At 67.2% G+C, this 25,888-nt stretch carries 24 protein-coding genes and 2 pseudogenes; 11 read left to right on the top strand and 15 right to left on the bottom strand.

Annotated elements, in window-relative coordinates:
• Together Acy02nite_RS44710 and Acy02nite_RS44705 are read left to right on the top strand one after the other, a co-directional pair.
• On the top strand, positions 1-769 hold a 769-nt coding region (locus Acy02nite_RS44710; RefSeq protein ID WP_203755859.1), incomplete at its 5' end, for a hypothetical protein.
• Positions 759-1,634 (top strand): hypothetical protein, encoded by an 876-nt coding sequence (locus tag Acy02nite_RS44705; protein ID WP_203755858.1) that lies wholly within the window; start codon positions 759-761, stop codon positions 1,632-1,634. The genes Acy02nite_RS44710 and Acy02nite_RS44705, both read left to right, overlap by 11 nt.
• Positions 1,635-2,618: 984 nt before the next feature.
• Here Acy02nite_RS44705 and Acy02nite_RS44700 read toward each other — a convergent pair.
• Positions 2,619-4,529, bottom strand: a complete 1,911-nt coding sequence (locus tag Acy02nite_RS44700) for a hypothetical protein (protein ID WP_203755857.1) — start codon at positions 4,527-4,529, stop codon at positions 2,619-2,621.
• A 388-nt stretch (positions 4,530-4,917) separates the two neighbouring features.
• Here Acy02nite_RS44700 and Acy02nite_RS44695 point away from each other — a divergent pair, with 388 nt between their 5' ends.
• The 5 genes from Acy02nite_RS44695 (at position 4,918) to Acy02nite_RS44675 (ending at position 9,098) form a co-directional block, all read left to right on the top strand.
• Positions 4,918-5,388 (top strand): DUF6283 family protein, encoded by a 471-nt coding sequence (locus Acy02nite_RS44695; protein ID WP_203755855.1) that lies wholly within the window; start codon positions 4,918-4,920, stop codon positions 5,386-5,388.
• Entirely contained in the window at positions 5,388-5,777 is a 390-nt protein-coding gene (locus tag Acy02nite_RS44690) for a hypothetical protein (protein WP_203755847.1), read from the top strand. The genes Acy02nite_RS44695 and Acy02nite_RS44690 overlap by 1 nt, the downstream gene beginning before the upstream one ends.
• Positions 5,778-5,782: 5 nt before the next feature.
• Complete coding sequence (locus tag Acy02nite_RS44685; RefSeq protein ID WP_203755845.1) at positions 5,783-6,565, top strand: hypothetical protein; 783 nt, start codon at positions 5,783-5,785, stop codon at positions 6,563-6,565.
• Entirely contained in the window at positions 6,562-7,881 is a 1,320-nt protein-coding gene (locus tag Acy02nite_RS44680; RefSeq protein ID WP_239175864.1) for a site-specific integrase, read from the top strand. Before Acy02nite_RS44685 ends, Acy02nite_RS44680 begins: the two co-directional genes overlap by 4 nt.
• Positions 7,882-8,276: 395 nt before the next feature.
• Positions 8,277-9,098, top strand: coding sequence for a hypothetical protein (locus Acy02nite_RS44675; RefSeq protein WP_203755843.1), 822 nt, complete (start codon positions 8,277-8,279; stop codon positions 9,096-9,098).
• On the opposite strand, the gene Acy02nite_RS44670 is transcribed toward Acy02nite_RS44675, so the two are convergent.
• The 6 genes and pseudogenes from Acy02nite_RS44670 to Acy02nite_RS44650 all read right to left on the bottom strand — a co-directional run bounded on the left by Acy02nite_RS44670 (position 9,090) and on the right by Acy02nite_RS44650 (position 14,768).
• Entirely contained in the window at positions 9,090-9,641 is a 552-nt protein-coding gene (locus Acy02nite_RS44670) for a hypothetical protein (RefSeq protein ID WP_203755841.1), read from the bottom strand. The genes Acy02nite_RS44675 and Acy02nite_RS44670 overlap by 9 nt on opposite strands.
• Before the next feature lie 401 nt (positions 9,642-10,042).
• Positions 10,043-10,114: pseudogene (locus tag Acy02nite_RS47855) on the bottom strand (zinc finger domain-containing protein); the annotation flags it as partial.
• A gap of 76 nt (positions 10,115-10,190) precedes the next feature.
• Positions 10,191-10,328, bottom strand: coding sequence for a hypothetical protein (locus Acy02nite_RS44665; RefSeq protein ID WP_203755838.1), 138 nt, complete (start codon positions 10,326-10,328; stop codon positions 10,191-10,193).
• Positions 10,329-10,330: 2 nt separating this feature from the next.
• Positions 10,331-10,861, bottom strand: coding sequence for a hypothetical protein (locus tag Acy02nite_RS44660; RefSeq protein WP_203755835.1), 531 nt, complete (start codon positions 10,859-10,861; stop codon positions 10,331-10,333).
• Between the two features lie 94 nt (positions 10,862-10,955).
• Positions 10,956-14,402, bottom strand: coding sequence for an NACHT domain-containing protein (locus Acy02nite_RS44655; RefSeq protein ID WP_203755831.1), 3,447 nt, complete (start codon positions 14,400-14,402; stop codon positions 10,956-10,958).
• A gap of 90 nt (positions 14,403-14,492) precedes the next feature.
• On the bottom strand, positions 14,493-14,768 hold the full coding sequence (locus Acy02nite_RS44650; RefSeq protein ID WP_203755827.1) for a hypothetical protein: 276 nt from the start codon (positions 14,766-14,768) through the stop codon (positions 14,493-14,495).
• 102 nt (positions 14,769-14,870) lie between these two features.
• Between Acy02nite_RS44650 and Acy02nite_RS44645 the strand changes: the two genes are divergently transcribed.
• Together Acy02nite_RS44645 and Acy02nite_RS44640 are read left to right on the top strand one after the other, a co-directional pair.
• Positions 14,871-15,656: a hypothetical protein gene (locus tag Acy02nite_RS44645; protein ID WP_203755825.1), complete on the top strand. Its 786-nt coding sequence runs from the start codon at positions 14,871-14,873 to the stop codon at positions 15,654-15,656.
• Between the two features lie 191 nt (positions 15,657-15,847).
• Positions 15,848-16,705, top strand: coding sequence for a hypothetical protein (locus Acy02nite_RS44640; protein WP_203755823.1), 858 nt, complete (start codon positions 15,848-15,850; stop codon positions 16,703-16,705).
• 70 nt (positions 16,706-16,775) lie between these two features.
• On the opposite strand, the gene Acy02nite_RS44635 is transcribed toward Acy02nite_RS44640, so the two are convergent.
• Positions 16,776-17,228, bottom strand: coding sequence for a hypothetical protein (locus Acy02nite_RS44635; RefSeq protein WP_203755820.1), 453 nt, complete (start codon positions 17,226-17,228; stop codon positions 16,776-16,778).
• On the opposite strand from Acy02nite_RS44635, the gene Acy02nite_RS44630 reads away from it, so the two are divergent.
• Positions 17,219-17,434: a hypothetical protein gene (locus Acy02nite_RS44630; protein WP_203755861.1), complete on the top strand. Its 216-nt coding sequence runs from the start codon at positions 17,219-17,221 to the stop codon at positions 17,432-17,434. The two genes, Acy02nite_RS44635 and Acy02nite_RS44630, sit on opposite strands and share 10 nt — an antisense overlap.
• A gap of 65 nt (positions 17,435-17,499) precedes the next feature.
• Here Acy02nite_RS44630 and Acy02nite_RS44625 read toward each other — a convergent pair whose 3' ends face one another.
• The 7 genes and pseudogenes from Acy02nite_RS44625 to Acy02nite_RS44595 form a co-directional block, all read right to left on the bottom strand.
• Positions 17,500-17,766, bottom strand: a complete 267-nt coding sequence (locus Acy02nite_RS44625; RefSeq protein ID WP_203755818.1) for a hypothetical protein — start codon at positions 17,764-17,766, stop codon at positions 17,500-17,502.
• 176 nt (positions 17,767-17,942) lie between these two features.
• Positions 17,943-19,156 (bottom strand): annotated as a pseudogene (locus Acy02nite_RS44620) (IS1380 family transposase).
• 793 nt (positions 19,157-19,949) lie between these two features.
• Positions 19,950-21,200, bottom strand: a complete 1,251-nt coding sequence (locus Acy02nite_RS44615) for a hypothetical protein (RefSeq protein ID WP_203755816.1) — start codon at positions 21,198-21,200, stop codon at positions 19,950-19,952.
• Between the two features lie 11 nt (positions 21,201-21,211).
• Complete coding sequence (locus Acy02nite_RS44610) at positions 21,212-21,958, bottom strand: ATP-binding cassette domain-containing protein (protein ID WP_203755814.1); 747 nt, start codon at positions 21,956-21,958, stop codon at positions 21,212-21,214.
• Positions 21,959-22,043: 85 nt separating this feature from the next.
• Complete coding sequence (locus Acy02nite_RS44605) at positions 22,044-22,493, bottom strand: hypothetical protein (RefSeq protein ID WP_203755812.1); 450 nt, start codon at positions 22,491-22,493, stop codon at positions 22,044-22,046.
• 540 nt (positions 22,494-23,033) lie between these two features.
• The gene (locus tag Acy02nite_RS44600) at positions 23,034-23,789 is read right to left on the bottom strand and encodes a hypothetical protein (RefSeq protein WP_203755810.1); all 756 of its coding nucleotides are present in this window, start codon (positions 23,787-23,789) and stop codon (positions 23,034-23,036) included.
• Between the two features lie 423 nt (positions 23,790-24,212).
• Positions 24,213-24,656, bottom strand: a complete 444-nt coding sequence (locus Acy02nite_RS44595; RefSeq protein WP_203755807.1) for an NUDIX domain-containing protein — start codon at positions 24,654-24,656, stop codon at positions 24,213-24,215.
• A 104-nt stretch (positions 24,657-24,760) separates the two neighbouring features.
• Here Acy02nite_RS44595 and Acy02nite_RS44590 point away from each other — a divergent pair.
• Positions 24,761-25,888: NsdA family TPR-like regulatory protein (locus Acy02nite_RS44590; protein WP_203755805.1), on the top strand; the 1,128-nt coding region annotated here is incomplete at its 3' end.

Raw genomic sequence — 25,888 nt, 5'->3', positions numbered from 1 at the left:
AAAGGTCCTCCGTGTGGGCGCCGTGATTGCGGTGGCCCTGGCAACCACCGTGGTGACAGCGGCGCAGTTGAATCTTCCAAGTAAGAAGGTGTGGGAGCACCCGGCTGCAGTCGCCATACAGTGGATGAGTGTCGCGGTCCTGGCTCTGTTCATCGTGGTTACTGAGACTCGCCAGATCACTCATCTAGTGCGCGCCAATCGCATACGTGAGTACGATTTAGACCTACAGGCTGAGCTCAGCCAGGTCTTGTGCGCGGTAGTTGATCTCACCGGTGCACGCTGGGACGAGGTATCGGTGAGCTACTACCGGGTACGCTGGTACTACCTGCTATTCCAGCGACGGTTGGTGCGAATCGCCTCGGTACGGCTGGGTGTGGGCACATCTCATGCTGCGCCCTGGTGGGCCGTTGGTGTCGGGGTGGTCGGCAGCGCATTCGACTCTCAGGAATCCGTGGCTGTGGATTGGGGAGACTTCTCCCGTCGAGCGATCTTGAGCGGAAAAGACGCATGGAATGAGAAGTCAGCTTCGGACCGCTTTAATATGAATTGGGGACAGCTGAACAGCAGCCCTCGCGAGCAGGTGGTTCTCGCGACGCCCTCGTTCGACCGCCTCAGCGGTGAGACCGTTGGGTGTCTCTTGCTCAGTGGAGCCCTCAAGCTCGACGATCTCTCCAGCGAGGGCATGGAGCGTATCCTTAAAGACCTGGCCACGGCTGTAGATCGTCTCGGCCCGCCGCCGCGAGGATGGTGGAGTGCTCATGAGCTTTGAGGCTGATTCTGAACGGTGTACCGCCCCGGTCGAACGCACCAACGTGGTTCGCTTTCCTGCCCCTCGCCCTGGAACCATTTCATCCGGCTTCGTCAGCAAACTCCGTCAGTACGGTGCTTCTTCTCGACTCCTACGGGCGCTTCATGGCGACGTCGAAGCGGCGGCCAGCGCCACCGATCAGGAAGTGCTTCCTGAGACGGGGGCACAGCCAACCTCCCAAGACTCGCAGCTGAACCCCCAAGACTCCGCCGTGCGCGGGGTAGTCAACGTCGTGTATGACGTGCCAGACAGCGGACCGATCTTGCCCACCAGCAAGGATTTGATTGCAGGTGTGGCCAAGTTGGCGGGAAACCTGCCACAGGCGATCCTTTCTGATTTCAGATGGAATTCGAAGGCGGATTCGCTGCTTTTTGCGCTGAGTGCTGACCAAATTCCGAAATTAGACCCGGAATTGCTCGCTCGGCTCATGGAACATGAGCCGAAGAACGTCCTCGTCGTTCGCACCGGTGTCATCAGCGCCGACGTCCAGATCGCGCGTCTGACTCGTCCCGGCTGGAATATGCTGCGGGCGCGCGATGACGACGAGTTCATCGTTCTTAGGGACATCTCCGAGGCGGACGAACTGCGCACTCGCGCAGACGCTGGTGACGACTACGCCGCCTACCGGTTGGTCAACATACTGGCCGAGCACGGTCACACAGACGAGCTGCGCGCCCGCGCAGACGCCGGTGACGACTACGCCGCCTACCGGTTGGTCAACATACTGGCCGAGCACGGTCACACAGACGAGCTGCGCGCCCGCGCAGACGCCGGCGATGACTACGCCGCCTACCGGTGCTCGGCCGGGACCAGCCCGACGCCGTGACCACCGAGCCATCGGTGTTTAGGCCGCCCCGCAGTTTGACGTCTGGACCCACCCACCGCGGCCAGTACCCCGATCGCCCGGCCGAGGTCACCGATCAGAGGCAGGGACCGCTTTGCGGGTAGGTCGCCTGCCACCACTTTGAAATTTCATGGCCTGGTACGTCTCACGGGTGACACGCGCTCGGCGTCCTCTCGGCCGTATCCGGCAGACCAGTCGCCACGGCCGACCAGCTCTGGTCGTTGAGCCGGTATACGTAGCAACGGTCGCATGGCAGTTTTCAACGCGAATGCACCTTGAGGACGAGCCTGCGGCTTGGCGGGCATGCTGCTCGACGCCGGATACGTGACTACCGGAGGTTGATATCGTGGAGTAGTCATCGACATGGTGACTGCGGATGGAACCCCATCCGGCAGGCGAATCTCACCTCTCTGCCGGACGGAGCCCACCGCTTGCGGTGCCCTACGGGCGGCTCCTACCAGGGGCCGCCCTCACCGCGCAGCCCCTCGAAGACCGTCCATACCAGCCTCCCCACCTGGGCAACCGCGGCAATTCGGCTACTGGTGACGGAGCGCCGTGCGGCGGCGAACCACCGCCTTATGGCGGACTTCCTTGTGCTGCTGTCACCGGCCAGCTTGGCCGGGTCTCCGTTGGCCACGAAGATCCTCCACAACGCGTTGCGATCTGAGGGCGGGATTACCCTCGCGATCGGCAATCGCGGCCGCAACAGATCTTCGTATTGCGCTGTGGAATGACCAGCTGAGGATACCGGGTAGCGTGGCGCCGACTCGGAGCCAGCACACCCCAGATGCGACCGTTCAGTAGCCCCATGGACCGACCGAGAACGCAGTGGAGTGCCCGATGTCACTACAGCTTGTTTCGGTATTGCGAGCCTGGCCAGGGCTGGCCGCAGCGCAGGTCGCGCTGCGGCCGTACTGCGTCGGCGGGCAGCCTCGGACAGCAGGTCGTGGCCCGTCGGTGTCGTGGTCAGCCTGCGGTGGTCTCGGGCGGGTTGAGGGATTCGAGGTCCGCGCGAACCCACTGCTGGACCTGGGGCCAGGACAGCCGCAGCGGGCCGTCGAGGGTGACCAGGTAGTGATAGAGCGGGCTGCCGGTGGTGTCGTGCCAGCTGTCGGTGAGGTCGGCCAGCCAGGACCGGTTGTCGGGGTCGGCGTTGAAGTCGCCGGTCGCGCAGCGGACCAGAGCTTGATACAGCGTGCGGGGGCCGCTGCCGCTGTAGCCCCAGGTGTAGCCGGGCTCGCCGCCGGGGTTGGGCAGCGGGTCGACGTGCAGGTCGCCGTCCGAGGTGGGAGTGAGGGCGACGACCAAGGCGGGCCGGTGCGGGTCGGCGGCGATGACAGTGCGCTCGGTCCAGCCCTGCGGTAGAGCAGTGGGCCATTCGGCGTTCAGTTCGATGGAGTCGTCGCCGTACGCCGGTCGCTCGCGCGCGACGAGGCGCCCTGCCTGGTCGCGGTAGAGCCCTTCCAATTCGGCCTGAGCGAGGTCCAGCAGCCGATGCTCGCGGATTGCGTCGATGTTCGTCTCGGCGCAGAGCAGCCGGGCCAGGCGCCGGGTCGGGTGTTCGCGTTCGTCCTCGGTCAGCGGGGTGAGAGTGCTCAGGTACTGATCGGTGACCGGGCCGGCGGTGTCCACGCGCAGCACGGTGTCGGCGGTGAAGACCACCTCGGGGTGGCTGGTGCGCAGCCTCGCGCCGATCACGCCGGCGGTGTCGTAGAGCGCCTCGGCGTACAGGTCGTCCCAGGGCAGGTCGGCCTCCTCCGCGCGGATGCGGGGCAGTTCGGCGGCGGCGGCGACGGCGTCGAACGGGGTCTCGGCGGCCCCGGCGGTCAGGGCCTCCAGCGCGACTGGCCAACCCGGGTCGGCGGGTCGAGCGACGATGTACCAGCCGTCGCCGCGCTCGCGGGCACTGGCGTGGTCACGGCGTACCCCAGCCAGAGTGGACAGTACGGCCTGGGCGAGCAGCGCGAAGGCCTGCGGGTAGCGCTGCGGCATCCCGGCGTCCACCGCGGCGGTCAGCCGCTCACAGGTGGCGGGCCACGACGTGGCGGTGTCCGGCACGGTGAACGTGGCGCCGGTGTCGCCGTAGGCGAGCATCCGCTGCACCGCCGCGGCGGTGCAGGTGCCGTAGAACCACACCGGCAGGGGCCGGCCGAGGACCTGCTCGATGGCGTGGGCGTAGGGGTAGCTGACGGACTTCGCAACGACGCGGTCCGGGTCCGCCGCGGCTGCAGGCACGGCAGGGTCGGGGTCGTCGAGCAGCGCGGCGAGGAACCGCGGCAGCCGGCGCGTAGGCGCAGCGGGCTGCGGCCGGGAACCGGCGTCCGGGACGACCAGCTGATAGGCGTCGATGCTCTCGTACGGGTTGCCGGGTGAGCCCGGGGGGTACGCGCTGCCGAACAGTCGCGGTTCCGGGACGAGCACGATCGCCTCGGCCCAGAATGCCGGTTGCAGCACGTACGCGGCGGCCCGGGCCGCGGTCTCCTTCGACAGGTCCGGCTGGTCGGCGTGGCGCATCACGTAGACGACGTGCCCGAGCGGCGCGTCCCAGACGATGACCGAGACCCGGGCGGTGCGCCCGGAGTCGCTGGTGATGGTGACGTCGGTGCGCTCGATCTCCGGGGCCGGCGCGGTGGCGGCCGGCCAGTGGTACGGCCAGCGGGCATCCTCAGGCATCCGGCGCTGGGTCTGCTGGCACCACGCGTCGATGGTCGCGGCGTACCAGAACGGTTTGCCGTCCGGGTCGGTGCCGTCCGCGGTGGCGAGCCGGCTCCCGTCGGCGTGGGAGTACAGCGCCCGGGCCCGGCCCTCGCTCAGTCCGACCCGGCGGGCGTACTGGGCGAGGCTGTACCGCTGTTCGTAATTGCGGGTGTTGCTCACGCTTTCCCCCTCACGCGATACCGCTCGCCTGCCGAGCGCTTCCGCTCGGTACATCATGCGGGTTGTGGCTCAGGTATTTCCACTCCGCTCTAGCGCTAAGGCGAAGTTGGCACACCCGTCCGGTGGTAAAGCTCGCCTTCCGCCTGCGCGAACCCGCATCTACCTCGGAGAACCCGGCTGAAAGTAACTTTCGAGAATGGAATATTCTCGCTAGTTACCTTCCAGTACGGTGCAGCCCGCATCAGGCGACTTTGCGGGGCTGGCACATCAGCGTCCCCACAATGCCGCCCGTGCGGGTTAGGCTGTTTCCATGACCACATCCGTGACGCCTTCCCCTGCGTCGCCGTTAGTCCCGCAGCGCGGCGGTGAACCCGCGCCGGATGTCGCGGTGGGAGAGCAGACCGATGGACCCTCGGCGCTGCCGCTCGGCCCCGCCGGGATGCTGACCGCGGTCCAGGTGTGCGAGCGCCCGTGCGGGCCGTGCCCGTGGCGGCGCGACAACGCCGACCGAGTCGGCTACGACAACCTGCCCGACTACGCCGCCAGCACGATCCCCGGCGAGCCCGACTTCGGCCAGCCCGACCCCGGCGACCCGTACGCACCCCTGGGCGTGCTGTTCGGCTGCCACCGCCGCACCGCGGACGCCCGGCTGTGCGCCGGGCACCTCGCCATCGTCGGACACGCCCACCCCCTCGTCCGGCTCGGCATCAGCATCGGCCTCATCGACCCGGCCGTCCTGGTACCCGGCGACGACTGGCCCGCGCTGTACGACTCGTACGCGCAGATGCTCGCCGCCACCGGCCACACCCCGCCCCCCGACCCCGGGTCCGCGCGGCACGACCATCACGGAGACAACTGATGCAGACCACCACCGCGCACCTCGACGCGGCCCTCCGGGCCGCCGGCGGCACCTGGACGATCGGCCCGGAGGGTACCGCCGCGATCGCCACCGACCCGGTGCTCGCCGACATGATCGCTGCAGGCCTGATCGCGACGCACTTCACCACACCCGAGCAGCAGATCGCCGGCCGGACCGACACCTACCAGCTGACCGAGGCCGGCCGCGCGTGGCTCGCCGCCACCCTGCCGCAGGGCAGCGTCGTGGCCACCGACACCATCGCCACCTTCCGGATCATGGACGGCATCGGCTTCGTGTGGCGCGGCACCGACGGCAAGCGCTACCAGGACAAGCACATCGACGCGCTGCTCGCCGACGGCGCCACCGTGCTGCGGACGGGCAAATCGTGATCACCGTGACCACCACCCTGGACGCCCGCCGCCGGCTGCACCTACCCAAGGACCTCGCCGCGGCCACCGGCCTCGAGACCGGCCTGGTCGTGCTCGGCGTCGGCGCCGAGCCCGGCGAACTAATCGTGTCCACCCCGGCCGCCGCACTGGCCCGGCTGCGCCGGGCGGTGTCCAGCGCACTGACCCTCACCGGCGGGCCCAGCACCCTCAGCGCCGCCCTGGCGGCGCGGCCCGGCCGCACCCCGGCGGCTCCTCTCGCCGGCGGGCCGGCCACGGCGGCGCTCCCGGCCGACGGCCCGATCATGGCCGACACCGCCGTGGTCACCGCCGTTCTGGACGGCGCCCCCGGCGCCGAGCACCTGGTCGCGCTGCTGCCCCGGCTGCTGCTGGCCGAGGCGGTCGCCGACGACCTGCTGCACACCGTCCTCGACGCCGGTCTGCCGCTGCAGGCCGACGGACCCGGCTGCAGCTTCACCAGCATCATGGACACCCTCACCGCGCTCGGCGTGGCCGAGTCGGGCCGCGACGGCGCCTGGGCATCGGTCCGAGTGATCGAATACGAGCTGACCAAGGCCGGCGTGCCGACCCTGGCCGAGCGGACCACCCTGGCCGTCGCCGCCGCCCGCGGACTGCCCGCCCTGCTCGCCGGGCCGATCCCACTGCCGGACACCATCGCGGTCACCGCGTACGACTACCGCACCCTGACCGGCCCTGACACCACGCCGGGATTCGCTGCGGCCGCGCCCCAGGGCATCGACGAACCAGGCGCTCCCGGAGCCGACGCGTGAGCGCCTCTATATATCGCGTGAGCGCCTCTATATATAAGGTGTCGCCGCCGTCGGACGAGGGCCACCCGCAGGCCGCCCTCGTGCCGGCCGCCGCGGTGTCCGGGCAGATCGTCGCCCCGGACCGCGGCTCGGCGCGACGGCTCGACCTGGACGCCTACCTGAGCACCCACCGGCCCGCCGACGACCACGACGCCGAACGGCTCGCCGCGCTGGCCGCCGCCGGCGGCCGCTACGCCGCGTCGTCGCAGGCCGCCGCCACGGTGCGCAAGTACGACGCAGGCTGGGCCGAATTCGAGAGGTTCTGCGCCGAGTTCGGCCTCGCCGCCGGCCCGCCCGCCGACGTCGAGGTGGTCGCGCTGTACCTGGCGCAGATGGCACTGCAGGGCCTGGCCGTCAGCACCCAGGACGGCCGGCTCGCCGCCATCCGCGACCGGCACCTCGACGCCGGATACCGCTCCCCGACCAGCGACGACCGGTTCCGACGCGTACGCGACGGCGTGCGCCGGGTGCACGGGGTGCGCGCCGAGGGCAAAGACGCGATCAGCCTGCCCCTGCTGGCCGCGATGCTCGCCACCCGCGTCCCCGGGCCGCGCCCGGACGACACCGCGCTGATCGGCGACCGGCTGGCCTGGTACAGCGCGGTCCGCGACCGGTGTGTGCTCACCCTCGGCTTCTTCGCCGCGCTGCGCCGCAGCGAACTGGCCGGCCTGCCGGTCGACCAGCTACAGCTAGTCGAGCAGGGTCTGCGGGTGCTGATCGGCAAGTCCAAGCGTGACCCCGAGGGTGCCGGGCGGCTCATCGACATCCCGTACGCGCCGCCCGAGCTGGCCTGGTTGTGTCCGGTCCGCACCACCCTGGCCTGGCTCGACGCCGCCGGCCGTCGGGGCCACCTGCACCGCGGGGTACAGCCCCGGCCCGGGACGGTGCCGCTGCTGTCCGGGCTCACCCGCGGCGCCGCCGTGCGCTCCACCGCGCTGAGCCCGTCTGTCGTGGCCGACATCGTCAAGGGGACCGCGGCCGACGCCGGACAGCCCGCCGAGATCGTCGACGCGCTCGGCGGGCACTCGCTGCGAGCCGGGTTCGCCACCGCCGCCGACGAAGCCGGCGTCCCCGAGACCACCTCGGCCCGGGTGCTCGGCCACACCGGCAGCATGACCGGCCCGCTACATCCGGCACGGCTTCGACGGCGCCGCGCACCGCGCGATCTACCACCAGGCCCGGCTGCTGCTCGCCGCCGACGCCGCGACGCACGCCGCCCCCGGAGCCGACGACGGCCGAGCGCCCACCGAGCCGACGGACCCGGCCACCGCATCTGAGGGCGTCACCGAGCTGGGGGAGCGCCGTGGCGCGCAAGCCTGACCACGATCCGATCAGACCGGCGTCGCCGCGGGCGGCGTGGGCGGAGCTCAACGACCGCCAGCAAGGCGCCTTCTCTGAACTAATAGCGGCCTTGTCATATGGAATCCACCCACCGGGTTATTGGTGAACAGGATCGCCTTATTGCGGTAGGGTTCATGGGTAAACTAGTCACGGCGCGCTCTTGAAGGTCTTTGGTATGGGAAGTTACGAAACACATAAGGCGCCAGGGACCTGGCAGCACAGACTTAAACTTGAGTCCGGCGAATCTGTATCCCCGCTACTGGGAAGCGACGCAAGAACCACTGCACCCTTCCACTATTGCGCGCTTTGCCGTCAAGATTCGACGCTAATCTTGAGTCACATTGCCCCCAAGTGGGCTTACAAATGGATGAAAAGCGAAGGAGGTGTAATTGGAACGGCGCGTCAAGGAACTGTCAGCTTCCGCAAGCAAGATGGCGACAAGCACTATCTACTCTGCGCTTCCTGCGAAGACTTCCTTGGTAAGGCGGAGGATTATCTGAGTCGCTTGACTCGTGGAACGTCTGCGGACTTGGCCAGCATTGGCGTGACTCTAGGTCGCGGACCTACGCTAGCGGGCATCAACCACACACTTATCACTCGCGGATTACTAGGCATTCTTTACAAAGTGCACTACGCGAGGGCGGCTCCGTATGACCAGATCCGACTCGACCAGCCATTGATCGAGCGCCTCCGAACGCGCATCCTTAACGACGACTATCCTGATCATTCACTTCTCGTCGTCGCCACGAAATGGATGGCCGGAACCGACCTTCAAGGTGCCAATCCGAAAAGCATCGTCATAGCTGAGCTGCTGGATCGGCCGGGCGGCGCCAAGATCTTCGATCTATTTATGGGTGGCTGGTCTTGGAGTATCGTAATTTCGTCAGCCAAGAATTATCTCAAAGGCATGGAAGAATTTACACTCCGCCCAAATGGCTCATGGCGCCTAATGTTCGGCGACCTCGCCCTTCACCGATATTTCGCGAAACCTGATCCGGCAGAAGAATACCCAGAAATGGCTGGAATGTTCAAAGTTCATCCTGACGAGGACTGGAGCAGCTTTGCTCCCAACGCTCCATGTCCATGCGGCCTTGGCTCCCTGGATTTCGGCGCCTGCTGCCAAAGGACTTGGCTGGCGGCTGCGCTAGCGTAATGCGGCTATCACTCGATCTTGATCACGTGGCCGCAGCGAGAAACGAGTCAGGCCCTGCGGGCCGGGCCGGAGGAGAGGCGGCTCGGCCAGTGATTTCCGCACTCGATCACCTTGCACAGCAGCGGCACGAACCCCCCGGACCGTGGCCATCCGCTCTAGCAGATGCGCCCGCCACTCCCCGTCCGGGTCGGGGTCGGCAGGCGGCAGGATTTTCGCGATCCCGGCGACTGCCGCGCGCAGCTCGGCGCGGGACACCTTGCTCTCGATCGCGCAGCGTGGTCGAGTGGACCACCGCGATCGTCGCGCCGCGACGCAGCCCGGCCCACGGCAGCAGCGGTCGGACGGCGTCACAGCCGGCAATAACCGGCTGAGGTCGGCAACGTCGAGGCCGCTGGGTGCGCTCGGCTCCGCCTGGTGCGCCAGCGCTCCGGTCGTGGTCGTGCCCGGCCGTTCGGGGGTCGCGCCGACGCGCTGCAGCGCGGCCAGGGCGTCGTCGACGCCGACGATGCGCCCGGCTCCGTCCCACGCGATGCCCGCCGACATGGCTCACCTCGTTTCCCTGCGCATTTACGCCGCTGGGGAAGTGCACGGCGGTGCTTCGTTGTGGTGTCCAGCGACGATTTGCAGGCCCGATCGGAATGTTGCCGGGCCCGCCGCGTTGACGGCTCGTACTCAAGATCGCGGATCGGTACGGTCATGGCCATGCCTGACCACTACCCCGCCGAGCGCGCCATGCCCGAGCCCGCCGGCCCGGGGCCTGAGCTGCGCATGAGTCAGCAGGTCCGTGACCTGCTCGGCCTGGCAGGGGTTCGCCGAGTTCAGGCGATGCCTATGAGCCGGGCACGCTGCCCGAAGTGTCACGATTGCCCGGGCCCGCGGTCGACCGGTGTGAATACCCGCAATGTCTTGCTCAGCCGTCCGACCTTGGTGAACCGGCCGGTGTGTTACGAGGTCGCGACCACGCCGGATCGCGATCGGCACGGCGAGCCGGGCTGCGCCTGACACCGCGGGCACGGGTGCCGCTCGACCGGGTTCGTCTACTCAACGGCGCGCCGGAACCGTCCGCGCGGGCTCCAGCCCACTTGCTGGCGGTCAGGTAGCGCTGTCGTCCTGGTGGTCGACGAGGTTGCCGAGCGTTTGGCCCAGCCGACGCAGGGTGTGGTGGACCTGCAGCAGGCTGCCCGAGGTGTAGGGCCGTGGCGTCGGCGCGGCTCCGTGGTCGGCGGTCACGGTCAACGGATGCAGCGGGTCGGCACCGGCTGTTCGTCGTCTCCGGAGACTCCCGGGGGTGGGCGGCTCGCCCGCAGCGCGGCGCGGATCTGCGCGAGGTGAGCCTGCCGGGTGCGGTCGAGCTCGGCGCGGATCTGCGCGAGGTGAGCCTGCCGGGTGCGGTCGAGCTCGGCGCGGCGGCTGTCGTCGGCGTGCAGGAACGGGCCGTCCTGGTAGAGCCGGCAGGACGGACAGACGACCTGGTCGGCGACGGCCGGCACCGCGAAGACGGTGTCGCAGCGCACGCACGTCGCGGTGGCGTCGTGCGCCAGCAGGTCGATGAACGCGGCGGAGTACCGGTGCCCCACGGCGTTGCAGGTGATCTCCAGCGGGTGCGCGGGATCGAGTCCGCCGTCGGCGGTGATGGCGTAGCTGACGCCGGTACTGGTGGCCACGATGCCACACTGCGGGCAGCGGGTGTAGACGGTGTCGATGTCCAGGCCGGCGCCGTCGGCGCGAGTCTGGTAACTGGGGTTCTCGGCTGGCGTAGTCACGGTCTACCTTCTCCGGTGCCACGTGAGCCGGCAGGCCGGATGAATGTGCCGTGAGGCATCTGCTGCTTCGCCGTCGGGGTCAGTGGCCCGGGCGTTAGCTTTCATCGGTATTTCCTCCGGATCGCCTCAGGTCGTCCATCAGAGTTGCGAGGAAGCGGCTCCGAAGCGCTGCAGGGCCGGTCGGGCGCGAAGTCGTCTCGCCCGTGGTCGACGGGGCGGCGCCGATGACTGGCGCGGTGCCGATGCGTCGAGCGAGTTCGGCAACGGGCTCGTACCGGTCCGGCGGCAGATGGGGCAGCATTCTCGTAAGCCGGTCACTGAGCTGGTCGTTGGTGACGTTCTCCAGGATCTGACGGGCGGATGCTGAGATCCAGTCGGACTCGGCGGCGACCGCGCCGAGCAGCCCCTCCAGGTCGGCATCGGTGAGGCGGTGGGGATCGGCGGCGGGTGGCCTGTCCGGGCTTGGGCTGCTGAGAATGGTCCAGATGGTGGGTTGCGGCTGGTTGCCGTGTTCGGCGATGGCTGCGGTGGCTTGCGTTGCGATGGCGGCGAGATCGAGGCCGCCGGCGATCGCGGCGGCCTTCAGCCATCTGAGTCGAACGGAGTCCGGCTCGCGCTGGGCGGCGAGGTAGCCGTCGGCGGTCGCGCCGCGTACGTTGATCATGTCGAATAGTCGGCACAGGTCTGGGAGCCGCCACCGTTGGTGGGCGCGGATCTCGTCGGCCGGTTCGGCGATCGTCGCGGCGCAATTGAGGACCGGCAGGATGTGGTCGTCCTTGAAGAGCGACGTCCACTGCTCAGGAAACACCGAGGACCACTGCTCGATCGGTGGGAGGCGATCGGCCGGTACGGCGTAGCCACTGCCGGCCAGCGCTTCGTCGATGTCCTGGGAAAGGCCGGCACCGCGGCTTCTGCCGAGCTGACGGATAAGGGGGATTACATCCTCACCCAGCACCGATAGGTGGGTGATGGAATCCAGAGCAACCTGTGCCTCCAGGCGGTGAAGCCGCGCACCTCGCCCTGGCGGCTGCGAGTCCGACAGCGACCGATTCAATCGCGACATGTCCTCCAGGGCGAGGGCGAACACGTCACGCACGGCACTCGCCTGAGCAGCGTCCAGCAGCTGGTTGTCGCTCGCGGCGTCGGTCAGTGCGGCCAGCGCGGCCGTCACGACCCGCTGTTCATGGGTCTGGCACACCTGGACGAGGGCGCGGCGCCGCCAGCCGCGCAGGTCAGCAGGCAGGTACAGGGAGGCCAGCGCCTGCAGGAAGTCGCGCTTCCGTGGCATCCCAGGTGCGGAGGCTTGGTCAGCAGTCTGGTCCGCCGCGTTGATCAGTAGCGGCAGGAGCGCGGTCAGCTGGGCCTCGTCCACCGCCTGATGCCGCGGAATGATCGAGATGACCGACTGTGCTCGGGCAACGAGGTCGCCGCTGTCGACGAGCAGGAGCGGCAGCACCCGGGGTTCCAGCTCGCCGGTCAGCGCCAGTGCGTTCCGTCGTTCGGGCTCGGTGACCGCGGCGCTGACCCAGGCGGCAAGTTCGTCGTCGGGAAGCCACGTCGCGGCCATCGCGGCGCCGATCTCGGCGAAGACCCGGCTGCGAGGCTCGATGAGGCCACTATCCGTGGCGACGAACACCCCGACGTGCTCGTCCCAGAACCGCAGGATGTGCTCGGTGAGTGCCGCGGCGCCGCCCGGGCCTCGCACGTCCCAGCGCTGCATCAGCATCGCGGACACCGCGTGCACCGCTGCGGCGCGGCTGACCGGTCCGGAGGTCAGCAGGGCGCCGAGGGCGGCGAAGCCGTCCAGCAACTGTTCGGGCTGGCCCGGCTCAGTGCCGACGGTGTCGGGCCGGTGGCGTTCCCAGCGCAGCACGCTGTGCTGCACCGCCGAGCGCAGCAGGTGCGCCCGGCCGCGCGGTGCCGGAGCTGTGGGTGAGTCGGCGACGACCAGGGTGATCAGTGTTGCCAGCAGCGGCACGCCGCCGATGTCCGGTTGTCCCCGCAACGCTTGCCGCAGCGCTCCGCGGCGCCGGGCGATCCATCGCTCGCGGTGCGCCGCATCGACGGCGCGGACGTCCGCGATGTGCGCCAGCAGGTGGTGCAGCACCTGCTGGAGGTTCGCGGCCGGAGCCAGATCCACGGTGGGCAGACCGAGCCGGCGGGCGGCCGGACGGCTGCTGTCGCGGGTGGCCAGAACCACGCCGAGGTGTGGCGGCAGGCCGGCAAGGATCGCGTGGAGTCCGTCGGCCAGCCACGAGCGCCGGTGGCCGCACTCGTCGAAGGCGTCGAGCAGCAGGACGGCGTCTCCCTGCTGGCAGCGCTGTTCCAGGACGGTGACGAGATCGACGCGCTGCCCGGAAGGCGCCGACTGGGCCGCCGCCGCGCACAACTCGCTGAGAGTGACATCGGCGGCCTGCCGACATCGGTCGGCCAGCTTGGGCAGAGGGACGAGGATGGGAATCGGGGCCATCGCATCGCCGGCCCAGCGAGCGGCGAGTTGCCGCAGCGCGGTGCTCTTGCCCATACCGGGCAGCCCGGTAAGCATCAGCCGAGGCCAGCGACGTGCGATTGCGAGAAGCGGCTCCGGCTCCGGCTCGAGCCACGGCCGGGTGTTCCGGTCCGGATGCCGCAGCGGAAAACGGACACCGCTGTCCGGCACGACGACGCGCAGCCCGTCAGCTAGGTCCCCGACGATCAGTGGTGGCAGGTCTTCGGCCAGCATGGCCAGATCGATCCGGCCGCGCTGGCTGGCGAGGCGCGCGAGGTGGCCTTGCAGGGCGAGCTGGCGGGCGTGCTCGGCCGCCCCGGCTGGCCCGGTGCCGTCAGCGAAGACGGTCAATTTCGCCGCCCGCAACGTCCGGACCCAGTCCGGCATGCTGCTCCCGGACTTCTTGCCGGCCTGGGTGTGGAAGGCGTGCGACAACGCGCCCGCCGCGGCGATGCCGTCTCCGGCGGCCACGATGGTGTTCTCCAGCCGGTCGGCCGTGACCTGGAAGTCCTCATCCTCGGGGTCGACGGCGCTGACGACCAAGACGTACGCGGCGTCGAGCACCCGAGCCTGCAGGTGTGGCTCGTCGGGGGCGGCGGCCGCGATCCGCTTCTTCAAGGCGCTCAACGCTTTCTGCTCATCGACCGTGCCGCGGGCGCCGGGCCGCTGGTGATGGCGCTGAAGGGCGAGGCGGATGTGTTCCATGGCGCCGGTCAGCTGTGCCGTGGCCAGTCCTAGGAGGTCGCCGTCGCGCCAGGATCGGGCCCGAGCCTGCGCCACCCACTGGTCCACCGTCGCGCCGAGGCTCTGCGCATCGTCGCCGGTCTTGCGTTTCGCCGAGAAGAAGATCCGCCGGCCCGTCGTGCTGATGCAGGTGACGTCGTCGGTGGGCTGGTCGGTCTCGAATTCCAACCGCTCCGGCACGAACGATTCACCCGACGGCAGCGGCAGATCACGGCCGACCAGGCCGTTCGCGGCGAGCAGCACCGCCAGCCCGCGCCGGTGCGTGCTGCCGCGCTCGTTGCCGACCCCACCACCATCGCCTTTGGGCACGCGCCCGGTTCCTCCAATGTCGATTTTCGGTTGGGAGGGCGGGTCCTGTGCCCTGCAATGCGACCGGGGGGACCCAGGCCACGATTTGTGTCACCGCGGCGGCCGCGGTTGCCGGCGCCTGTCGCGGTACTGCCAGGTCAGCACGGCTAGACCCTCCAGCAGGCCGAGAACGACCAGTCCCGCGCCGAGGCCGGCGACCAGCCCGCGCTCGCGGGTGGCCGCAATTAGCACCACGCCGGCGACGACCTGCACGGCCGCGGCGACCTCCGGGTGCGGCGGCACCCAGCGACGCAGGACGCGGAGCAGTCGCGAACGAGTACGGGAGCCGTCGCCGCCAGGTTCGGGCGACGGATCAGAAGGCGTCATCTGGCAGATGATAACGTCGGCGCCCTCGTCGACGTCCTCGACGACCGCGCCGAAGCCCTCCTGGACGGGCTCTCTCCGGTCGCCGACGATCTGGCCGAGGTCTTGGACGCGATTCGTGAGCTGCGCAGCGGCCTGCACGACGAGGTCGCCGAGGCCGACCGGGCCCGCACCGCCGCCGAGCACGACGCCCGGGACGCCACCGAGCGCCCTGAGCAGGCGCTGCGCGCCCAGCGCGCTGCCGAGCAGGACGCGGCGGCCGCCGCGGAGAAAGCCCGGGCGGCCGAGGTCCAGGCTCAGAAGGCGACCGCGGCCGCCGATGCCTGGGTCAAGGAGGCCACCGACCGGCTCGGCGTCGCCGAACGCGAACGCGGCGGGGCCATCGCAGGCCGGGAGGCCGCCGAGCAGAAGGCCCGCGAGGCCGTCACCCGGGCCGAGAACGCCGAGCAGGATCTGCACGCCATCCGGCAGACCGTCGAGGACCTGCGTCGGGAACTGGCCGGGGTCCGTCAGGAGCTCGCCGGCACCCGCGAGGCGTTGCTGACCGCCGAGAATACGGTCGCCGACCGGGAGCGGGTCCTCACCGAGGTCCGGGCCGGCGCCGAGCAGGCCGCGGCCGCGGCGGACACCGCGCTCACCGACATGACCGGCGAGCGCGACCAGGGCCAGCAGCGGATCGCCGCGCTGGAGACCGACCTGCGGCAGCAACGCGAGCAGGCCGAGCAGGCCGGCCGGAGCGCCGAGGCCCTGCAGCGCGAGCTCGACGCCGCGCGCGCCGATGCCACCCGGCAGGTGCAGCACCTGAGCCAGGACCGCGACGCCGCGGACCGCCGCTACCACGACCTGCTCGCCGCACTGCGCGGCGGCGGCTTCACCCCCGGCCAAGGGTGAGCGGTGAGCACCCACCACGGGCGCCCGCCGGCCCCAATCCGCTACAGCAGCCACATCTACGACCTGCTGCGCCTGGCCCTGCTGGAGGAATCGGACTGGCGCTGCTACTGGGTCGCGAGCGGCTGGAGGTCTCCACCACCGAGATCGACCACATCATCCCCCTCACCACCGGTCCGGCCCGCCTTGCTGAGGTGATCGAGCAATACCGGCTGCCGCCCGGTTTCCACCTGGACGACGTCGCCAACCTCGCCCCAATCTGCACGCCGTGCAACCGAGAGAAGAGCAACCACGACTACACCGACGCGCCCGTCCTGCTCAAGAGGCTTGGCGACGCGCGGCGGCGCGGCCCGCGCGTCGCCGCGCGGGTCCGTGACATGCAGGCCGCTGGCACGGTCGGCCGGCACCTCGTCGCCGCCGCCACGGCGGACCTGAGTGGCCCGCGAGCCCGCCGCGAATTCTTGGAGTTCGCGCCGGCCGTCGTGCAGACCCTGGCGCTGCTTGACGAGGACCGGGTCGATTTCCTCGTGCACCGGGACCTGAGCCTGGGCCTGGACTACTGCCGCCTGCCGGTCACTCTCGCCCTGGACCGGCAGGGCCAGACCCGGTGGTCGTGGGTACAAGAGATCTGCGGCAGTCCGTGGTCGCACCTGCTGCGCGCCGGCATGCAGGTGGCCGTCGACGCGACCGAGGCCCGCCTCGTGCAGAGCATCCGCGAGCAGTGCGGGGCCACCGCCGACATCGAGTCCAGCACCACCGAGCACTTACCGGCCGCACTCACGCTCGATGACGTGCACCGCGACGGCACTACGATGACATGCCGGATCAGCGGAAAACTTGAAGCCGCGTACCGCGCCCTCGTGCACGTGCCCGACCCCGACTTTCCTGAGGAAGCCAGCACGTACGTCGAAGCAGGAGTCGACGACGCGGTCATCCAGTTCCGTCTTGCTATCTCGTGGGACCTCGGCGCCGACCCCAGCACCGCCCCGGACATCGACCTCGCCATCACCAGCTTCGAAGGCGAAGCCGGCGTCAACTGGCGGATGAAGTGACCCCCAGGCCGGGCCCCGGGCGGCCCGCTACAGCAGTGGGAGAACCCGGCGCGGGCGGAGATCCAAGGCCTCAGCAGTCACCGGAAATTCGTTTGGTGCCGACGAACAGCCGGCCCCTGCCGCTCACGTCCACGGTGTTGCCAGGGACCCCCACTGTGTTGCTGGCCCATATGGCGAAGCCACTGAAGGTGTAGAGAACGAAGTTCCCGTCCTGGCCTTGGTACTTCGCGTAGACGGAGTTCCATCCCCGACCGGCGGTGTTGGAGGCCCAGCAGACCTTGGTGACGTGATGGTCACGGTCGCCTTTGTACAGCACGAGGTTGCCATCGAGCTGCATGATGAGCCAGTAGGTGCCACCGGGCCAGGTGACCTCGATGAAGTCGTCGGGGTTCAGTTGATCTCCCCGGTTGAGGACGGTTCCCACGTTCTGAGCGACTGCAGGAGCCGTCATCCCGAACATGATTGCCACCGCAGTGGTGAACGCGACGACAATCCCGCCAGCCCGATTTAGTGTTGTACGCATCCAAGCCCCCGTCGATCGAACTCTATCGCTATGACTCTCAGTACGGTATCGGTGACCTCAAGTCATGTCTATGCCTCGACAACGGCATCCATCTGGGCGTGATCGAGGCGGCCACCGACCCGGCCGCCCAGGCATGGGCCGCCATCACCGCGATCACCGAGGCCTGCCGGTGCCGGGCTTCTGCTGCCCGGCCTGCTTGCGCCTGATCGGTGAAGGCGCGTCGGCTGCCGCTCCCGGCTGCTCGCCGCGGCAGCCGGGACAGGGCGTTTGTCTACGAGGCGGTGTCGACGCCGTCGACCAGGGCGGCTTCCTCGGCGGCGGTGGCCGGCTCGGTGACGGTGTTCTCGTCGGTCGTCGGCAGGGTGATCGTCTCGGGCTGCTCCCACCAAACGTAGGACCAGTTCGACTCGACGTCGATCTTGTCGGCCCACGGGAAGACCGCCGGGACGATGCCCTGCACGGCGCCGATGATCCGAGCGACCGCGGTGTCGAGACGCTTGCCGCGGATGTTGGCGCGCAGTCCTTTAGGGACACGCAATTTGAACGTGATGGTCAGAACTCGCGGACTAGCGCCTCGGTCTTTCGCTTAAGCGTCGACATATTGCCGTCATTCGATGAGTCCGATTCGGGTGTTTGTCGGTGTTGTGCTGGCATGCCGAGGGCCCGGCGGGGCCGGGTTCCTCCGTATTGCTGGTAGGGGCGTGAGCCGCCGGGTCAGCCGGCAGGCCGGGGTAGTGCCGTGAGGTTGCTGAATGCGCTGGTCAGGGCATCGGCCCAAGGCCAGTCGGCGGCGATGGCGAGGCGGGTCCGCCGAGCGGTGCGGGTGATCCGGGCCGGCCGAAGCCGGTGGTCTTGCCGGTTCGGATCTTGTCCTCCACCCTGGCGTGAGCCCGGTGTCGGGCTTCCAGGAACTGGATGCTGCCATTACCGGGCGTGGTGTCGGTGGCCACGACCTGGTGCCGCCAGCCTTCGATGGTGTCGAACAAGCTCAGTTGGGCGCCGGGATGCGGGCGTTCCCGGCGGACCAGGAACCGGGTCCCTTCGGGCCAGCCGGCCGCCTCGAACAGGCCAGTGATCTCGCAGACCTCGGCATGTTCACGCAGGTCACCATCGGTGTCGACGGCGGGGACCCAGCCGGCCGCGGCCCGGATGGCTTCTCGTACCGGTTCGGTGATCGCGGCGCCGACACTGAACCGGATGTCGAGGTGCCGCTCACGCAAGGACCGGATGTGGGCGAGGAAACCGTGACTGGATCCGGCCGAATCCGAGCGCAGCAGGATCGGGGTCCCGTGCCGGTGGGCGTCGGGGATCTGGGCAAGGGCTTGGTCCAGGACGGTGATGTGGTCGGTGGTGGTGTTCGAACCGGCCCGGCCTTCGCGCAGCAGACCGGACAGTGCTTCACCGGTGTTGTCCAGAAAGCACAGCAGCGGATGGAACCCGAAGGTCTTCTTCCAGGTGCGGGTCGCCGACTCCTTCTCGGAATGGCAGATCACGATGCTCGCGTCGATGTCCAGGACGAGGCCGTCCACCTGCTGACCGGCCACCCTCGGTTGCGGCAGGTCGCCACGGACCTCGGCGTGCTGGGCCCAGGCGGCCTCGCGGGCATGGGCTCGGGCGGCCCGCAGTTCATCCACCATCGCTTCGTCGAGCTGCGACAACAGCCGCCACGCGGTCGGGTCAGACGCGACCGTCCCGAACAGGGCTGGCTGGTTTCGCAGTACTGCCAGGTCAGCGATGGCCTCGCCGCCGTCGGCGAGCATCACGGCGAGATCGACTGCGATCCGACCCGGGTCATGCCCGCGCTGCCGCTGCCGCAGTCCTGCCAAGGCCTGACTGAATGCGCTGGTCAAACCGGTCGCATCGGCGAGATCGGCGAGCAGACGGGCACCGGCGTGACCGACCACGCCCCGCCCGTCCCCGGTCACCATGATCTTCGGACGTGTTCGGGTAGTCTTCACCCAGCAAGTGCCTTCCGTGACGGGTTAACAGGACTCTCGACAAGCCCTATTTTCCCTGATCAGAGGGCACTTCCTCGTTTCCGGTCCACTCCTTGGACAGCCCTTAACGAAGGGCCGAGGCTAGTTCACCATCGGCAGGACGAGCAGATCATCGTGGCCACCCGTGTGGACATGCAATATCACTTGGGATTAGATCTCATCTCCGACAAGGCGACCTCTACCTCTTGGTCCTGCCAAAGAAAACAGTGTTAGTGAGGCAAACAATAGGACCGTGCAAGAAGCCAGGCCATAGTTGCCTGCCATAAAAGCACGATATTCAAGCCCCGATGCGCCTATAGATAGCTGAAAGGTAAAAACGATCAGGCCAGTCGCTATCGTGGCAGACCAGTACCGTTCGCCCAGCAGAACGACGGATATCTGCGTTACTGCCACCAGTAACATAGAGTTTGAGACGACACTAGGACCGAATTCGGTCAGCAGGCCAAAACTTGAGAGTCCGACGGCGATCGCGGATGAAACGATTCCTATCGAAAGTCGGAAAAGAAACCCCGGCCTGACTGCGGACGGTGTAAAGCTGGGCCACCAGTCGATTAACGATAGTCCATGGAACATGGCAAGAGTCAAAGGGAGGCAGAATGTGAGCGGGAGCGGGCTGTCGCCGACTGGAAGGTCGACGGAGACGTTACCCCAGTGAAGCATACCGATGGCCGAAGCAGTCGATAATGCGAAAACTAAGTGAAGGCGGTTTGCACGTGCGAAGAGGCTAAAATGGCAGATGAAGCGCATCGAGTTCGCAACTCTCTAGGCTGACATAGGTGCTTTTCAGCCACGGATCGACGCGGTCGCTCTTCATCCACTCGCTGCTCAGCTGATCAGTGCCCAGCATGAATGGTTGGAGCCCGTTTTTGCTCCGGATAAGATCAGCCACGATCGCTCTGGCCTGAAGAGGAATTTCCGGCGGAGTACCTCCGTCGTAGTACTCCTGGCAAGCAGCAGGAAGGGAGAGATAGTCCGCGACATCGCTCGGATTCGGATCAGATGCATTGACAGCGTCGGTGGCCATGATGATTAGCCCCTGATGCGGGTCGGGACGATGGTTGGGCACCTCTTGGTAGAAATTGGCCGGCAGCCTGATTCCGAGCGACGTCAATACCTGAGCCTGCTTTTGCATGGAAGTGGCCAAGTTGTCGAGTTGCCTAGTCGTTCCGCTCGCCATACAGACGCCGGGAACTGCACCCTTGCAAACGTACTCGATTGGAGTTTTTGACAAAACGTACCGCTCGCCTCCTTCGCTTTTGAGCGCAACATACGACGAAGCCGCGATGACCATACCAACCGTGCCTAGCGCAACCCAAGTAAGTCGAACAATCGGCGCCCGAGCGATAACGACGACAGTTGCGATGACTACCGAAAAGCACAACGAGAATGCTGCTATAGCTAAGTTGACGTAGGTGTTCGCCGTCAAGCCGACCAGCGATCCCGTTGAGCCCCCGACACGAAATAATGCCGGGATGGCGCCCGTCGCGCCCAGATAGGTAAGCGCGAAGGCTACTATTGCCGATAATGGCGCACTGGCGATCGATCGTATAAGTAAACCCGATAGCGCGCCTACGGCTGCAAAGGCGAGCAGCACGATGGGTCCCAACATCAAGAGTGCTGGGGAGAATGTGCTTGATGGACGGGTTGCTGCTGTCATCGTCAATGCAACCAGGAGGACGATCAAGTGGCAGGCGCTCGCCACCATCCAGTCCGCAATTGCCTGGTGGAGAATTGGCAATCCTGGCCTTATCGCTGTATATGAGATCGGGTTCCAGTCTTTACGTGCAGTTCGCTGAGTGTGGTAAGCAACTACACCAGCGAGTAGCGGACCCGTTAATATTGTGATGCCGTTTGCCCAGTCGACGGTCCACACCCACTCCCCTTGCCAGGGCGTTCCTCGGCTAAACAAGGAAAAGAATCCAACAATCAACAGCATGACGGGCACCCAGTATCCGCCATCGTTTTTGATCCACATCCTGACGGCTCTCATTGGACAGCCTCGGGTGTAGACTTGATGATCTTCAGAAATGCCGCTTCAGCTGCATCCGGAGCTTCGCTATCAGGCGCTAATGACTTTAATTGAGGAAGAGTCCCGTCGAAAACGAAATCTCCTCGATGAAGGATAACCGCACGTTCGGCCACAGTTTCTATATCCTCCATAACGTGACTGCTTAATAAGACAACCCGATCGGCGGATACTGTTTTAATCAGATCCCGTACGCCAGCTCGCTGTTCCGGATCTAAGCCCGTCGTAGGTTCATCGAGGATCAAAACCTCGGGTTTGGTCGTTATTGCTTGAGCGAGCGCGACGCGGCGCAGCATTCCGCCGGATAGTGACCCCATGCGTGACATCTTTCGACTCTGCAGTCCTACAAGCTCAAGAGATTGATCTGCTGCAGTTCGTGCGCCTTTCCAGCTGAGGCCCTTCATGTAGGCGATGTATTCCACGAACTCGCCCACCCGGAACCGAGGCAGGAACGAGAATCTTTGTGGCATTATGGAGAGCTTTCGCAGGGCGGTGCGACGGCTCTTAATTCGATATACGTCGGCGTCATCGACCGTCACCCTACCGTTCTTGGGTTTCAGTGCCCCTCCTGCTATTGATAACAGGGTTGACTTTCCCGCCCCATTTACACCCACGAGAGCAACAACGCCTGTAGTTGCTTTAAGGGATAACGTATTTAAGACATTTCTTTTGCCGTATTCGTGGGAGACGTCACGGATATCGAGCATGGAATCAAAGTTTCTCGTGTGGATATTATGCTGTCCGGTGGCCTGGATAACAGGTCACCGGACAGCATACCGCCTTGAAGGCGTGTCAGTAGCTAAAAGAGGTGTACCCGGGGTCGGAGCAGGGGTCCCACGAGTAAGCGGTGTCTTCGCACACCTGGGTGGTGCCGCGAGATTTCTCCGACTGACTGTTCAGGGAGACTTGGACCTGCTTGAAGACCCAACTTGCCGACGTCGTACGTGCCGTCTCCTTGAACGATCCGGAATACCCCTCTTTCAAGAAGAAGCCGAACTCAACGTGGACGTAAACGCTCTGTCCGCCTGCCTTGGCGTCGTACTGGTAAGAGTTGTCGCGCGCGTACTGGTTGTTGTAGTTCCCGTAGTCGCCCCAGCCCTTTGCTTGCGCCACCTTGTTTGAGTAGGCGATGTAGGGAGAGCTCTGAGATCCCCATTGGACGGCTAGGGCTGGGGAGCCGACACCGAGTACGGCCGCGACAGTAAGCATGGCCGCGCCGGCCCGAAGCGCTGTTTTCTTCAAGGTATGCCCTTCATCGTGAGAGCGTTGTGGGAAACGCCCTGCCCCGCCACCAGCAGGAGAGGCGGTCCCACGAATCGGTCGGGAGGAGGGCCAGATAAGTGTTTCCTCGGCCGGGGTGCTGGACGTGTGCGCACGATCACGGTCCTGGCATCGGGCAGGCGGTATGACCCGCCGTCGAGGTCGCGATCGCCAATCTGAGCCACCCGGACCGGCTGCTGCGGCTGGCACTGCCGGAGGATTGGGGCTTGCGCTGCTTCTGGCAAGGCCCCCGGTTCGCGCTGCGAGCACGCCCAGGAACTGCACCAGTTCGACGAGCGGTGGAAACGCGCCCAGGCCGGCCGCGAAGACGAGGCCCTGGCCGCTGCCTTGAGTAGCACGACGATCGACCTCGACGCCGCCCGCCGGGCGCACGGCCGCAACTGACCCGCCGAACGGAGGAGACCCGCATCATACCGATCTGGTCCAGGGCGGCACGCCGTTCCTCCAGCAGCTGCCCGAGGTTGAACTCACCTTTTCAGCGGCTGTGGCTGGTCACTGTGTTTACTCCCGGGCAGCAGGCGAGCGGGCACACCAGAACAGTGCCGCACCTGCTAGCGCGGCCTGGTGGTAGGGCGGCAGAACCTCGTCCGTCCAGTACACCTCCACCTGGCACTCGGTCCGCGACAGGTCGCGCCGGATGGTCTCAGCGATCGCCCATGCCGGTGCGTACTCGCTCACCTCGACCAGCACCACCCGGGTCCCGCCGACGATCGGCCCGGCAGCGGGGAAGCGCCAGGCTCGCGCGGTCGACACCACATCCTCCTCTAGCCGGGCGGCGTTGTGCTGTGTCGAGTCGCAGCTGTCGGTCAGGCGCAGGACAAGATCGTCAAGGTGGCCGAGGTGCGCCGGCAGATCGAGCAGCGTGTTTCCGGGCCGGTCGGTGAGGTCGAGCGTCCGGGGGATCCTTGTCGCGTCGGTGGCCAGCACGTCGGCGGTCACGGGAAAGAACCGGAAGTCCGGCGCCGGGAGTTGCTCGGTCACCGTCACCAGCTCCGCACCCCAAGGATCGGTACCCTGCACGGCCAGCGTCACCTCCCGCAGCAGCGAGAAATCTTCCGTGGTCAGCGAGACGCCGAGTTCCAGCGCCGTAGCGCTCACCATGTGCGGAACCTCCGCGATATTGCCCTCTCCCAGCTCTGACCGCAGACCGGTCAACAACTCATCGGGGATCTGCCCGGCCAGCCGGAGCAGCACCCGGTGCAGGCCGCTGAAGAATCGCCAGGCCTGCTCTCCGTACTCGTCGCGCACGTTGGTCATGTTGGTGGCCCTTCTCCAGTCCAACGGCCGAGCAGCGACGGAGTCAGCCGGTCGGGCCCGAACCCAGCGGCGCCGGTCAAGGCCGCGCCTACAACATCTTCGGCTATCAGGGCAAACAAGTCCGCGACGCGATCCACTCCACGGACCTGGTGGCCGCCTTCGAGGCATCCTCCGGGCACCCCGCCAAGGCGAGATCTACAACATGGGCGGCGGCCGGCACTCGAACACCAGCTTGATTGAGGCCGTCGCCCTCGCGGAGAAGATCACCGGCGAGCCGATGATCACCGCCTAACAGGAGGCCAACCGGGTCGGCGACGATCGGCTCCACCGCCAAATTCGCTGACCACTACCCGGCCTGGTCCTACCGCTACGACGTCGAGGCGATCCTGACCGAGATGCACCAGGCGAACGCGGAAACCTGGATCAGGCGCTGACGAGCGCCTGGTACTGCGCCGAGGCAAGGAACCGCGGCACCACCTGCGCGTACGCGGCCCCGAACTCCAGGCCGGCGACCGCAGCGCGGTCGACGAACCGCATCGCCGCCCCCTCCCCGCACACCACATCCTCGTCGGTGGCGTCCGTGGCCGCGTAGAAGATCGCAAACTCGCCGACCGCACCGGGGAACTTCGCCGAGGGCAGCAACTCCTGGGTGAACAGGGTGAGCTCGTCGACCTTGAGGCCGGTCTCCTCGCCCAGCTCCCGGTGAGCTGCGGCGAGGAAGTCCTCACCTTCGTCGACGTGCCCGCCTGGCAGGCACCAGCGGTGCGGATCCACCCGGGTGTTCCCGTCCCGTAGCTGCAACAGCAGCCGTCCAGCTCCGTCGACCAGGATCACGCCGGCGATGCGGGTATCCACTCTCGCGTTCATGGCCAGGCAGCCTAACGGCACCGTCCCGGCGGTCGGCGGCACGCCAGGCCGACCGCCGGCGGATGTCACCCGGCGCGGCTACTCCACGAAACTGGAGACAGGTCATGCGTACCACTTCACGCTCGCCCAACCATGCGTTGGCCGCGCGGATCACCGAGGCAGACTGCGGCTACGAAACTCTCGCCGGCACCGTGCGGCTGGTCGCCAAGGAGAACAGAGGCAAAGACCGCAGTACCCGTGCCTCCATCGCACAGTGGGCCTCAGGCATCCGGCCCCGGGACAAGACCGCGGAGTATCTGCGCGAGGCGTTGTCGCGGCACACCGGCAGAATGCTCACCCTGGCCGACATCGGACTAACCTCGTCTCAACAGGAGAGCTTCGACCAGGAGCAGGCGCTCGGCGACCCCGTCGACGCCATCGCCAGATTGGGGCGGGCCGACGTGGACCGACGCACCGTGATCACTTACTCACTTGGTGCCCTGCTGCTGCCACTCGGTCAAGCCATCGAGCACGCTGCCCGATCGGATCGGGCCGCCCGGGGTAAAGCCATGGTCGGCACCGGAGAAGTCCAAGCGGTCAGAGACATGACGGCAGCCTTCACCGCCGCCGACGAACGGCTCGGCGGCGGGCACGCCCGGACGGCCGTAGCCGAGTACCTGGCCACTGACGTGGCCACCTATCTGAGCAGCCGGTTCGCCACCGACGACATTCGCAAGCAGATGTACGGCGCCGCCGCCGAAGCCACCTACCTGGCCGGCTGGAAAGCCCACGATCTCGGACTCGCCGGGCTGGCCCAGCAGTACTACCTGCGCGCGTACTCGCTTGCCCACGTCGCCGATCCCCATGCACACACGGGCTATACGCTGCGCATTCTCGCGCATCAGGCCATGGACCTCGGCCGTACACAGCACTGCACCGACGTAGCCGACGAGGCGCTACGCCTGGTCCGCGGGCACGTAGATCCTGCGGTGGAAAGCCTGTTCGTGCTCACCCAGGCGCGAGCGTACGCCGCTGAGAAATCATCGAGACGAGCGATCGCTGCCCTGCGCAAGGCTGAGACGCTGATCGAGCACGGCCGCCCAGACCAGAAACCCAACTGGGTAGCACTGGGTGGGCCGGCCGAAGCCCGGCTCGCCCACCAAGCCGGCAAAACTCTGCAATCCTGCCGGGACCTACCCGCCGCAGAAGGCCAACTCACCCGCTCAGCAAAAACTTGGAATCCCGTTACTCAC

The organism is Actinoplanes cyaneus (assembly GCF_016862095.1).
GTDB classification, from domain to species: Bacteria; Actinomycetota; Actinomycetes; order Mycobacteriales; family Micromonosporaceae; genus Actinoplanes; species Actinoplanes cyaneus.
Note: the sequence above shows the minus strand (reverse complement) of the source record. Positions and strands in the feature narration are given on the sequence as shown.